Source organism: Congregibacter litoralis KT71, from assembly GCF_000153125.2.
GTDB lineage: Bacteria > Pseudomonadota > Gammaproteobacteria > Pseudomonadales > Halieaceae > Congregibacter > Congregibacter litoralis.
Map to the genome: position 1 here is coordinate 2,852,501 of NZ_CM002299.1, position 12,901 is coordinate 2,865,401.

A 12,901-nucleotide genomic window follows, 5' to 3' on the forward strand; every position below is an offset into this window, starting at 1 on the left:
GGTCTGAGGCCAGACCCAAAAAGACACAATGCGCTGGCGTTGTCTCTGATTGTTCAGTCGATGATCGAGCCGTTCTCCTCAGCCAGCCGCAGGTATTCCGACAGCCGCCGCACCGGCTGGAGGTAGTGATCGCGCATCACGGGCTGCCGGTGCGGCCCGACGATGGACGCCAGATCAGACAACTTCACCGTTCCCAACTCAGGCATCCCGATCCCTAGGTCGATCAGGCCATGGGCTGTGTCCCCGTCAGCAGGATCGAGCGAGGCCAGCAGCCAGGTAGCGTGAGCGTCCGGGGTGAACAGCCGCACGACTGGCATCGGGTCCAGGGAGTCGCCGTTGGTGATCAATTGCGCACGCTCCGCGTCGGTGATGAGCAGAGTCATGGCCGCACGCCTTCCTCAAAGGAGCAGAACCACCAAACCGCTTCACCATTTGTACGTGAAAACTCAAAAGCGCAACCCCACGAATCAGCCGAAGCGTAGAAGCGTGAAGGCGCATTGGCGTAGGTCTGGAAAGGCACAAATACGACTCCTCGAATTTGGCGAGATCCGCAAAACCGGATTTCTGTAAAAGCGCGGAACTGGGAATCAATACAAAATGAACACTATAGATTGTAGCCCTATAGGATGCAATAGGTTGTCATCTTGGTTTTTGAGAGGAAACCATAGGTGGCGGCAGAGTACTCATTGGCGAGGGCGTTGAAAGCAGTCAGGAAAGCGCGTGGCTTGAGCCAGGAAGCGTTTTCCGACGTGTCGAGCCGTACCTATATGAGCACCTTGGAACGCGATCTGAAAAGCCCGACCCTCAGCAAGCTGGCCGAACTGTGCGAGGTGATGGAGGTGCATCCGCTTACGTTGTTGACGTTGGCATATACTGGTGATAGCGAAGACCAAGCCGATCAACTCCTTGCACAAGTACGGCAGGAATTGGAAGAGATTACTGAAAACAATCTTTAGGTAACTGAGGTTGACTATTTGCTGTCGCAAAGTGCGTAAACACTTCAGACTGGTGTGACTGCGCGTACAAATCATCGATCACTAACATCACGTAGGCCGACGAAAAATAATCATACTGGAGGAAGAAGTGATCTCTATCAGCGACATTTACGATAAGGACGTCAATTTTTTGTTTGGCTCAGGGGCTTCATTTGGACTTCTTCCCACGCTGCAACTCCAGTTATCTAATGAGAATGGTGAAAAATTCACGCTAGAGGAACTGGCGACGAAATTCGAGCAAGAACGTGACCGACGTTTCGTTCCGTTGTTCATGCACTATTATTCCACCTGCATCAGGCCCGCAGAACAACTCACGCTCGAAACAGCAACGGCTACCGACTCCGGTAACCAGGTCATTGAGAACTATCGTACTTTTCTCACTACGATTTTAGAGATGGTCAAGCGGCGAAAGGCATTGGATCGCTGTTGCAACGTCTTCACAACGAATTACGATGGATGCTTTCCGCTTGTGGCCGACCAATTGCTCAAAGAGGGGCACACGGACTTTATCTTGAACGATGGTTCGCGTGGATTTACTAAGCGGATATTACAGGCTCGAAATTTCGGTTCTTACCTTTGCCAAACTGGTGTCTTCGGCCGTTATCAAACCAGCATCCCACAGATCAACCTGATCCATCTCCACGGGTCGGTGTACTGGAGCAAAACAGACGGGGCCATCTTGGTCGATTACGATATTTTGTCCAAAGAATCCTTGTTGAGCGAGGATTTGACAACTGCGTTGCAGCAGTTTTCTGACGTTCTCGATAGCTCCACCGCCACGCTAGAAGATTTGCAAGAGCCAGATTTTGATGACGATGCCCTGTCTGTATTTTGGGCGAAGTATGAACAGATGCCCATCGTCAACCCGACTAAGTGGAAATTCCATGAAACCGTGTATGAGGAGCACTATTACCAGATGCTCCGATTGCTCAGTTATGAACTTGAGAAGCCAAATGCAGTACTTATTACCTTCGGTTTTTCCTTCGCTGACGAGCACATCCTCAATCTTGTGATGCGCTCTTTGTCAAATCCGGGACTACAAGTATTTGTATGCTGCTTTAATACTGCTGAATACCAAGTGATGTGTGAGAAATTCAAGGGCTACCGCAACGTCCAGTGTCTTGGCATCGATGGGGAAACCATAGATTTCTCAACGTTTAATAAGAAGATTCTGGCATGGCCAGAGGCATCCATCAAAACGGCACAGCCTGCGGCTGAGGCAGGATCTGATGTAATCGATGATGGAGCCGAAGCAAGCGTATGAGTATCCGCGTGGGTGATGTCATCGCTGTTCATGGCACTAAGGTGATTCTTAAGATCGACGAACAGTCCAGTAAAGAGACGCTATTTCACGGTGGTAAAAAATACAAAGGTGTATCTATCCGCGAATATCTTTCTATCCAGCGTGGTTTTCGGGACATCATATGCATGGTTGAAGGTGAATACCTTGACGAAAGCCGAATTGAGACACGGAACGGTAAGCCGTCTTATGTGCGGAAGGTTGAGGTTAGGCCTATCGGATTCTTTGACCATACAGGCTTCTCCCAAGGGATAAAGTACTTACCGATGATTCAGGACCCTGCATTCCTGATGCCAGAGGAGCGAATCCGATCCATTTTCGACCGAAAGTCTGATGGCGAATTCAAAATCGGGCACATGCTTAAAGAGGAGATCGCAATCGGGCTTCCATGGAAACGCCTCTTTAACAGTCATATTGGCATATTTGGAAATACTGGAAGCGGTAAATCCAATACGTTAGCGAAGCTCTACTCCGTACTATTTGATGAAAAACTTCAGCTAATTGCTGGGAAGAGCCGTTTCATTATTCTCGACTTCAACGGAGAATATGGGGGCGAGCAGCTAGCCCCAGCGGAACACAAAACTGTCTATCAGCTCTCTACACTGATAAATCCTGATCCTGAAGACCTCAATGCCCGCTTCCCATTGGCACCGCAAGAGTTCTGGGATATTGAGACACTATCATTACTTTTCCAAGCGACCACCAACACGCAGCGACCATTCCTAAATCGGGTCATTTCCGGGAAACTTAAGTACGGAGGCAACCGTGCTGCATTGGCGAACTACGCAAAAATGAAGTTCCGCCAGTCATTCTGCGCAGGCGAAGTTAAACCCGCAACGCTAGATCTTATGCGGACGGTTGCTCGGCGCATGAACAACCAAGCCGTTCAGGATCTCTTGGCGGAGGTTACGTGGTACCGCAATGGTCGTTTCCATTGTAGGGCGTTCATTGACCCCGATGGAAATCAATACGCGGCACACATCGCACCGACCGTAGACACACTAGATATTCAAGGTCTCGACGAATTTGATGAGCTCGTTCTTCGTGTCAACCTGCAATTGATGTCTGACTTGAATGCAGGTTATGTCCAGTTCGAGCATATTCAGCCACTACTCAAGCGCGTTGAGTCGTCGTTATCCAGTATACGCAAAGTCATTGTGATTGGAGATGCTCCACAACCCGAAAGGTTACTAACGGTCGTTTCTCTACGCCGCTGCAACAACGAAGTCAAAAAAGTCTTACCGTTGCTATTTGCCAAGCACTACTACAACGCACACAAGGCAGCTGTAGATACTCCTCCCGACCGAACGATTCATGTCATTGTCGATGAGGCTCACAACATCCTATCTGACCAATCCACTCGAGAAAGCGAAAGTTGGAAGGATTATCGACTAGAGCAGTTCGAGGAAATCATCAAAGAGGGGCGCAAGTTTGGAATGTTTGTCACGATCGCTAGTCAGCGCCCCGCCGACATCTCCCCGACCATTATTTCCCAACTGCACAACTTCTTCATCCATCGGTTAGTGAATGACCGAGACCTATACCTGATCGACAATACGATTTCAACGCTGGATTCCCTGTCACGAAGCCTCATTCCAGGGCTTTCTCAAGGTTGCTGTGTGGTAACAGGTACGGCCTTCGATTTACCAATGGTTATACAAGTAGACCGTTTGCCCAGTAATAAGCAACCTAGCAGTGAGGACGTAGACCTTGAAAAGCTCTGGAACACACCTGCTAATGGCAATGAGGATGCCTGTAGCTAGTTCGATGGTAATAGCTAGTCCCTTCAAGGATAAGCGGATAGCAAACCTGGAGCAGCGCGATCCGCAGAGCGGAGACGCAAGGAGGCATTTCGCTTATTATCTATTTGTATGGATTGACTGCCATCATCCAATAGGGAACATTCGTCCACCGATCACAACAACGATCCGCTCATGTTCAACGAAGTCGTTCCCCTGTTGGCTTTTGCCAGTAAAACTGTGAGAATCTGGTTTCATGCCTACCAGGTACAACCTGTAGATAAGAGTTTCACAAGATTGCAAAAGGTTTGTAGTGAGTGAAGAGCAGCCAAATCCTATCATCCTGAATGCAGAAGAACTTAGAGCAAGCATGCTCTTAAACATCTTTGCAGGGAACCCCCTCTACGGTCTAGACGAAGAATATGCTTTCTTCTACGATGAAACCAATAACATCCGCAAGTTCTGGATCAGGGATGACGGTTTCAACGAGCAGCCGAAGAACTTTGTCTTAGGTGGAATTGCCCACAAAAAATCCGAACCGTTAACCGGGCTTGATGAGTTGGTCAAATCGCTGCACATCCAAAAGTCCGCCAAGGAAATCAAGTTCAATCAGCTTGCTACGGGTAGCTATCTCGGCGTGCTGAACTCCAGGAAAATAAGGACGCTTTTGGAGTGGCTGAGTGCCAATGGGGTGTTCATCCACTACACAAACTTCAATATTCTCTATTGGTCACTGGTTGACATTGTGGATTCGCTCTGGGATGAGCCCGAGCTGCGCCAGTACATGCCGTATGTCATGCACATCAAGGGCGAACTCTTCAACCTTGCCAATGCGGATTTAGATCGGTTGGTGCCAATTTTAAAAAAATATCGATTTCCAAATGTTCAGCGAAATGCAAGTTTTTCGTTCATGACGGAATTTTCTGACCTTCTTGAATCAGTCTCCAAGAAGCCACAATCTGACATCAGCGAACTGGTTATATACATGGTTCGCAAAGCGGCAAACCTTCCAGAGTTACCCTTCATTGTGGACAACGAAGATGACGTGCTCATTGATAGCTTCGACAGTCTATTCCTGCGACCCTTGTACATTTACCCAACAAGCTCTCATACCTTTGACAACGAAACCGAGGTTCAGGAGGCGCTGGGGAACACTCAGATTGGATACAAGGGAAGGTTCGTAGAATATTCCTTCGTGGACTCCCGAGATTGCATAGAGATTCAATTGTCGGATGGCATCTGTGGATTGCTGGGTAGCCACTTCAATTTCTTGGAGGAGCATTCTGTTGAGGAGCTGATTGAGATTAAGAAAAACCTCAACCCTGTCCAACGCCAGACTCTCTCCTTGCTCCGCAAACTTATAGACATCTCCGACACTCAAAGCAATGGATTCATGTACCGAATCTCTCCGATGGATAGTGACTATAAGAATGACTACTTCTTGCATGACCGTACTTTGCCCGACCATCTGGTTTAACGTTGCCAGAGAGGCCAGATCTGCGCGCCTGCCTACCGTGCGACGATCAACTCTGACGCTTAGTTGTACTCTTTCTTAGTGCGCGATGGTCTGCAAGGGGTCACAACCGAACACTAATCTTCTGCATAAGTCGAAGCAAAAAGGGGGCCGAAGCCCCCAGGATCAGATCAGGCCACGCTCTGCAAACGACGTAGTGTCACTACCGGCGACAATGACATGATCCAGCGTGCGCACGTCCACCAGTGCCAGCGCCTCTTTGAGCCGCTTAGTGATGGCCTCATCGGCGCGGCTCGGCTCGGGATTTCCGCTGGGATGATTGTGCGAGAAGATCACCGCCGCCGCATTGAGCCTCAGGGCTTCCTTGACCACCTCGCGTGGATACACCGAAGCACTGTCGATGGTGCCCCTGAACATCTCGGTGTATTCGATCAAGCGATGCTGCGAGTCGAGGAACAGTACTGCGAAGACTTCGTGCTCGAAACCAGCCAGCTTGGCACACAGGTACTCTTTGACGAGTGCCGGTGAGGTGAAGGACATACCCCGCTGTATTTTCTGGTCGATGACCTGACGCGCGGCGCCAAGAATCTGATCTACCGACGCCGGCAGGTAGCGCCCTTGCGCGTCACGGACCAGCAGAGAGGAATCGAACGAGGAAAAGGACAGTTGTGTCATGATCGTGCTCCGGTTGCTCGGGCGGAATTGCCCGGAACCGGCGTCAGCACGGCGCAGCGCAAGCTGTCACAGGGTCATGAACGGCCATGGCCGCAAGCGTGCGAGCACGCGCAGCCCTTGACGGCGAGAACGCCGTGGTACGGTGAAGGGAACAGCAAGACCGCCCATACCCTACCCACTACACACTCTCGCCCTTGGCAAGCGGAGCGCGCAGACCCTCATGGGCCGGAGGTTTCAGGGATCAAAGCCGGATGGCCGCGATTCGGTACGAAGCGTGGGGCGTAGCCCGCGAGCCCGACGGCGTCACGCCGGGACACAAGAAATATCGTTAGCGGAAAGTCAAAATGATACTGATCTTCAACCGCAATCAATTCTCTTGATCTTCAGGATATGGAGCTTGGGGAATCGGCACCCAGCCATCACGAGTGATGCCAGCGCCGATGCGTATGTTCTGGCCTTCAGTTGCAGTCCAATGCCCACCCCGATGCAGTACAGCTCGAATCACCGATTTCCTCGGATGATCCTCGTCTGCTTTGGCGGAACTGCATATAGCATTCCAGTGGTGTTTGTCAGGCATTGCGTTCAGGCGTGGACCAAGAAGTTGATCCATAATCTCCGTCGAAACGTTGTGTCGTCCGCCATGATGAGGCACCTGAAAGTATCGAATACCTGGCAATGCGAGTCCAGCAACAGGCGCGTGGTCGATTACCTCTTGCAGCGCTTCACGCCCAGCATCGCCAGTAAGCAGGACGCTGTGGCCGTTTAGGATGGCCGTCTGCACCACACTCATTTCGTTTTCACGACTTGTCGGCTCTGGTGGAAAATACTCTTCCCCCCACAGGGACTTCATATAGGTGGTCGCGGCCTTCACAACCCGGAATATGCTGCTCAGCACGCTATCTGAAGCACTTTCCTCAACAGCTTCCGGTGTCTTTGCGGAATCCACAATCAGGTCGAAGTAGCGAGACAGTGTGGGCGCCATCACCACGAAGGGACCGATGCTCTGCCCCTGAAGAGGAGAATGGATTGGAATTCCCTTCTCCAGCGCAATGTCCTCAAGAATTGCCGTGGCATCATAGATGGATCGCAACTTTCGTCTCAGTGCTTCAGCTGATTCATAGTTCTCGAATCGAACAATCAACTGGTCCGCGTATATCCACGGCCTGTTGATCCAAAGATTTCTGACCGTGCATTGCTCTAGGACTTTTCGCAGCCCATTGGCATGATCGCGGTCTGGATGCGTGAGGATCACATGGTCGATGACAGTTGTTCCGTAATAGGTTTTCAGGTGCTCGACAATCTGATCTCCCGTATCCAGATATCCACCGTCAACGACGTGCACACCCTCAGTGCCATTCACCGAATAACGCAGCGTGATCGCATCCCCGCTTTTCGCGGTTTCGACGCCAAGAAAATCAATCTCGAAGTAGTCAGCCATACGTTCCTCCCGTTTTATGCCAACAAAGTGCCGGCAACTTTGTTCCTACCAGCGATCCACCGCACACCTGAGTCCTGTCGGAGTCCATATCAACGATACGGCGGGAAGACCACCAGCATCCTCGGCGATGCTGCGCAATGTATTTCGGTCGATGCCCGAATGTGCACCGCCTTTCGGGTGACTGTGCCACGTTCCGATGAAGGCTAGATATCCCAAAGAGGCCTCGTTCGCAGCGCGCAAACTCTGAACAAGCCCATTGGTTCCGAGGATGAAACGGGCGGCCTCTCGAACGCTGTCCGGCGGTGTCTCAACAAGGCCGGCAATGATGATGGTTCGATCTTCAAACGAGATGCGACCGACCAAGGCGCCGCCTGTTTCTAGAGCGCCCCAGCGCAGCGCATCAGCATGAATCGCTTGCTCGACCGGGTACAGAATCCTAATGCTCCAGCCACCGTCGTCTGCCACATCAAGCACAGTGGTCGAACCAAGGCTTGTGCGGGACCATGCCATGCCGAGGCCTTCCGCATCCGAGAACCCGGCGCAAAGCGTCGCTTCCTCCGGAAGCCCATCAACGAGCCAGCGTTCCAGTTGCAGCCCAGCCAGTGACGCAGACCGCGAAACAACGGCATCAGACATTGGCATCGTCAGTGAACGGCAGTTGTCACCCACAAAAATGCGCGTCGGCTCAGACGTATCACCAGCAATCGACGCACGCAATTCCGGCGTAAATCGGCAGCACTCGAACAAGAATGCAGTGAGGTCGTCAACCCGACCGGCGCGGCCAGATCCTTCGAGCAGAACCGCGACACAGCGACCCTGACCATACATCGCGACCCGTACCAGTCGGGCAGGGGATTGATCCAATGCTGCCGATTGTGTTCCAGCGGCCAGCACCTGAAGCGAAGCCGTTGTGTCCACGATGAGCGACGCATCCTGCGGGACCGTTGTGGCGAACTGTTCAGGATCGACCAGTAGGGTCACTGCGTCAGCGTCGAACGCGCGCGATTGAAGATGCGACAGCTCCTCAAAGGCCGTCTTCATCAGCGTCGACTTCCGAGGTGGAACCAGCATCGGTCCCCGCTCAATGAGCGCATGCCGCGCCGCATTGTGAGGCGACATAGACTCGTTATCGACGAAAGTCATCGAACCGAAGCCCGCTCGCCCCAGTTGCATCGCGATTTTCGATCCCAAACTTCCGCAGCCGAGCATGACCAGCGGCTGCGATGTGGCTGCTGCTGGAATGCCGGACGCCCTTGCCAGCAGCTCGGGAGACAACGCATGCGCGTGAAAGGCTGAATGAACCGTGGCGTTTCGCTCCAGGAGTGATCGCGCGTTGAGTTCATAGCGCACAATGTAGGGCAATACTTCGACGCTTCTCCCTGGTGAGCCCACAAGCGACACTGGCCTTTGCACAGTCAGAATAACAATCGCGTACAAGCCATACACCCAGCCACGCGAGTCCTGCTGCATATCCAGGATCGAACGTCCGTAGTAGCCATCCAGGCTTTGGGCCAAAGCGTCACGATCTATGCCCAGTTCCACTGCTCTATCGAGCAGCGTCGCGAGATCGACAACCGTCTCCGGTTGATAGCGCCCGACCACATACGGGTGATTGCCGGTCATTGGCGCCCGCGCGATGAAGGCTGCGGCATGGCCATTCCCCCACTTCCCCAACTTGTCGTTGTGAACATCCTGCGAGAAAACAGTATCGAATTGCGCGGTCAGTTCGGTATTGATGATGGCGTACATACCGCCATCGATCGTCACATAGCGTGCGGGAACTACCAGAATCGTGCCGTCAACGGGAGCGTTGGCCGCGACCTTCTCGGCACTGAATATGACGGTGGAAGGACAACTGTCTCGGCGCGTCGGCTCCCACCCATGCTCCAAATCCAGCAATGTTCCGGCTGCGGCCTTGTGCAGCCAATCGATCAACTGGTCGACAATGGCGTCCAGACCAAACCGATGCAGTAACTCGTCCAACGACCCCTCGAACAGGCACGGCGAGACCAACTCGCCTTCCTGATGGGGGTTGATGTGCGGCAAGTTGAGCGGGAAGTCTGCACGCAAGAAGGGCTTGGGGGCGAATAGGGGCCAGTCATTATCGAATACCAGAACGCATGTCTCGACGGCACGTACGCCAGTTTGGGAGACGCCGTTACGCCGAGACCTGCTTGGCAGTTGAACGGCAACATCGACCTCTATCTGTGTCGATACACCGCTTGCCTTTGGCTCGCCAACGCGGATCAAGCCACGATGACGTTGAAGTTGATGCAGTGCGTCTGCGATGGCGTCTGTCATGATGACCCGTGCGGCATGGGAGTGCGCGCGGAGGTGATCACGGCGGCAGCCTTTGATCCTGCTTCCTTCTTCGATGGAGGCTGCACCCCCTGAGCGGTGACGGTGAAAACGAGAGGCTCCACGGATTTTTCGCTCGGGTACTCGCCGGTGCAGTAGAACTCGCCTTTTACCTCGTCCACGATTGCCACGTACTCACGCTTTGCGCGGATGCAGGGCGGATCGCTGTCGTCATCTTTAATCGGTTTGCTACTGGTGACGATGACAGCGCCGTCACGGGTCTGCGAAAGCGCACTGCGGGCATCGGTATCGAGCTTGGCCTTTTCGCGGAGGGTAGACCAACTGTCTTCGGACAGTGAACGCCAAGAGCAGTGATGTGGTGCCTGCATGATGTCGTACTCAAGCGCATCGGCTTCGGCCTTGTGGCGCTGCCACTGGCGGTTCCAGATAAATACCTCAGCATCGCCACCAGTAAGGAACTTCGCGCCATCTGGCGTCTGTGCATCAGCGGCCAATGTGATGTTCAGGATCACACTGGACTGGTTCTTGACCAGGCACTCTTCGTCGTCGTCCTGGGCATCCAGAGGCGCCAGAAGGAACGCGGAGAAGAATGCGGAACTCTTTCCATTGATCGTCGAGAAGCGCGTGTCCACCTTCCGTAAAATCGAGGTGAGATCATCAGTTTTTCCGTCGATGTCCTCGCCCATGATCTGAATGCGATCACCGTTTGCAACGGCGAAGTTCTGGTCGCGGTTCAGTTGTACACGTCGACGTGCCTCCGTGTTGAATGCTTTAGCGTCGTCACTCAAGGTGTGCGTCTTGCTGGCGCGTCGAAACACAATCGGGGACGACCACATCTCGCGGATCACGATCTTCTTGTCCTTGTCGTCCTTCTTGTCATCCGGGTACTTGTCCAACGATCCTAGGTAGAAATGCCGCGCCAAACCACGGCAATGATCCTGGTCCGGGTGGCTCAACAGGAAGGCATCGACATACGGCCTGCCGTTCTCATCCTTCTTCAGCCGTTCGCGCAAGTCCTTGGCAACATCGCGCACGTCCTTATCGGGGTCGTCGGCGTCTTGTCGGATGTTGATGTCGATCAGCAGCGTCGTCGCGTCGAGATCGCCGAATTTGATGAGGGTCATGTCCCCGTTGTCGACGGGGAAAAACGTGATGGTTGTAGGCATACAGGTCTCCGGGTGGACGGCCGAAAAGTAATCGAGTATAATTATTATACGGATATTTTTTATACCCGTCTACTTTATAGGCGTAACGATGCGAGAAACCCCTATCACTACTGTCGAACCAACTGAGCCCAAGGGACTAAGCTGGGGGTTGGAGAGTAGGCTTCAATTTATTGATTTCCGTCTGCGCTGGGAGCGGCGCATTAACCGCATGGACCTCACCGAGCACTTCGGCATATCGGTTCCCCAAGCATCACTGGATATTGCCAAGTACACTGAGTTGGCACCGAGCAACCTGACTTACGACCGCAGTTCCAAGACTTACACGGCATCACCGAGTTTTTGCCCGCTTTACCAACGAAGTTCGGGCCAACGCTATCTAGCGGAGTTGCTGGCGACGAAAATGGGAGTTGTCGAGCCGGCGGCCAGCTTCATCGGCTCCGCGCCGGAGACAGATTGGGCTCCTTCCCCCTGGCGCACGATCAATGAGCAGACCGTCGAAGCAGTAGTCCGGGCAATCCGGCAGCAGGAAGCGATTCGGGTGAGCTACCAGTCCATGACGTCCTTGGACGAATCGATTCGCCTGCTGTCCCCTCACGCGCTTGGCAACGACGGTTTTCGCTGGCACGTGCGCGCGTTTTGCCACAAACGCCAGCGCTTTAGTGATTTTGTCCTAGCTCGAATCTTGCGCATCGACGGTTTCGAGGCAAGCCAAGTGGACTTCAGCCAGGATGCGCATTGGCATACTGTACTGACGCTTGTCCTTGCGCCGCACCCCGATTTGCCGACAGCCAAGAGGCGAGTCTTGGAATTGGATTACGGCATGGAAGATGGCGAGGTCAAACTTCCGTGCCGCCAAGCATTTCTGTACTACACATTGAGGCGTTTGGGCTTGCACACCAAGGAAGCTCCTGACCCTCTCACGCAACAGATCACGCTGAAAAACCGAAATGAAATTCAACCCTACATTGATGGATTGACAACGCAGGCCTGACTCTTCATGACAACAATTTTCGAACTGGTCAAAGACCCCTATGAGCGTAAAGCGCGCGTTACCCCAGGACTTCTTGTGGCCTTGCCATTGTTAGTCCCCTTACTGTGCGTCTATGGAGCTAAGCATCCTGTGCTTACAGGTGTGGTTGGCCTGCTCGGCGGCTGCGGTGCTATTTATGCCCTTGCAAGTGTTGCTCGTGGGCGCGGGAAAAAACTTGAAGAGATGCTGGTTGCAAAATGGGGCGGCATGCCAACAACCATCGCGTTACGTCATCGTGATAGGTTTCTTGATAGTGTCAGCAAACAACGTTACCACACTGCAATTACGGAGAAGCTCGGTATTGCTATGCCGACAGCAGAAGAAGAATCAGCAAACCCTGACAAGGCGGATGATATCTATATTGGTGCAACCAGGCGGCTTCGTGAGCTGACGCGCTCTAATAAAAAGCTCTTGCTAAAAGAGAACATTGCCTATGGATTTCACCGCAATATGCTGGCGATGAAACCGGTTGGCATCGTATCGTGCCTTTTGGGTATCGCCTACGGATTAGTGATTGCAAAAGTTCTGCAGGTAATACCGCCCCATTTTGTCCCGGCACATCTTGCAGAGCCGGGGCTTGCCGCAGGCTTGACGTTGCTTACTTCTATGGCGTTACTTGCTGGCTGGCTATTGTATTTCGATAAGAGCGCAGTTAGGCGAATGGGGTTCGTTTATGCAGAACGCCTGTTTGAGTGCTTGCCGATTTTGCCTTCTTCAGCACCATTGGAATGGGTCTCAACACCAACTAGAGACTGAGGTTCGAGT

General features: G+C 52.9%; 11 protein-coding genes. 6 read left to right on the plus strand and 5 right to left on the minus strand.

All coding sequences use genetic code 11. The features are described from left to right. Positions 1–53: 53 nt before the first annotated feature. A complete protein-coding gene (locus tag KT71_RS13010) occupies positions 54–383 on the minus strand; it encodes a DUF2958 domain-containing protein (protein WP_008294916.1) in 330 nt (109 codons plus the stop codon). A gap of 285 nt (positions 384–668) precedes the next feature. Between KT71_RS13010 and KT71_RS13015 the strand changes: the two genes are divergently transcribed. The 4 genes from KT71_RS13015 to KT71_RS13030 all read left to right on the plus strand — a co-directional run bounded on the left by KT71_RS13015 (position 669) and on the right by KT71_RS13030 (position 5,511). After that, positions 669–956, plus strand: coding sequence for a helix-turn-helix domain-containing protein (locus tag KT71_RS13015; RefSeq protein ID WP_008294915.1), 288 nt, complete (start codon positions 669–671; stop codon positions 954–956). A gap of 127 nt (positions 957–1,083) precedes the next feature. After that, positions 1,084–2,259, plus strand: a complete 1,176-nt coding sequence (locus tag KT71_RS13020; protein WP_008294914.1) for an SIR2 family protein — start codon at positions 1,084–1,086, stop codon at positions 2,257–2,259. A gap of 8 nt (positions 2,260–2,267) precedes the next feature. Beyond that, complete coding sequence (locus KT71_RS13025) at positions 2,268–4,058, plus strand: ATP-binding protein (protein ID WP_238549422.1); 1,791 nt, start codon at positions 2,268–2,270, stop codon at positions 4,056–4,058. Positions 4,059–4,347: 289 nt separating this feature from the next. After that, a complete protein-coding gene (locus KT71_RS13030; RefSeq protein ID WP_008294912.1) occupies positions 4,348–5,511 on the plus strand; it encodes a DUF3800 domain-containing protein in 1,164 nt (387 codons plus the stop codon). A gap of 162 nt (positions 5,512–5,673) precedes the next feature. Here KT71_RS13030 and radC read toward each other — a convergent pair whose 3' ends face one another. The 4 genes from radC to mblB form a co-directional block, all read right to left on the minus strand. Next, entirely contained in the window at positions 5,674–6,183 is a 510-nt protein-coding gene (gene radC, locus KT71_RS13035) for a RadC family protein (protein ID WP_008294911.1), read from the minus strand. A gap of 367 nt (positions 6,184–6,550) precedes the next feature. Then, positions 6,551–7,621, minus strand: coding sequence for a ComEC/Rec2 family competence protein (locus KT71_RS13040; protein WP_008294910.1), 1,071 nt, complete (start codon positions 7,619–7,621; stop codon positions 6,551–6,553). A 45-nt stretch (positions 7,622–7,666) separates the two neighbouring features. Then, positions 7,667–9,922, minus strand: a complete 2,256-nt coding sequence (gene cap2-3 / locus KT71_RS13045; RefSeq protein WP_008294909.1) for an anti-phage 6A-MBL system cap2_3 protein — start codon at positions 9,920–9,922, stop codon at positions 7,667–7,669. Then, positions 9,919–11,106 carry an anti-phage 6A-MBL system MBL-fold protein gene (mblB, locus tag KT71_RS13050; RefSeq protein ID WP_008294908.1) on the minus strand — a complete coding sequence of 396 codons (1,188 nt, stop codon included), beginning with the start codon at positions 11,104–11,106 and terminating at the stop codon, positions 9,919–9,921. The genes cap2-3 and mblB overlap by 4 nt, the downstream gene beginning before the upstream one ends. Before the next feature lie 88 nt (positions 11,107–11,194). On the opposite strand from mblB, the gene KT71_RS13055 reads away from it, so the two are divergent. Beyond that, entirely contained in the window at positions 11,195–12,097 is a 903-nt protein-coding gene (locus tag KT71_RS13055) for a BrxR family helix-turn-helix transcriptional regulator (protein WP_008294906.1), read from the plus strand. Between the two features lie 6 nt (positions 12,098–12,103). After that, positions 12,104–12,892, plus strand: coding sequence for a hypothetical protein (locus KT71_RS13060; RefSeq protein WP_008294905.1), 789 nt, complete (start codon positions 12,104–12,106; stop codon positions 12,890–12,892). The last annotated feature ends 9 nt before the right edge of the window (positions 12,893–12,901 follow it).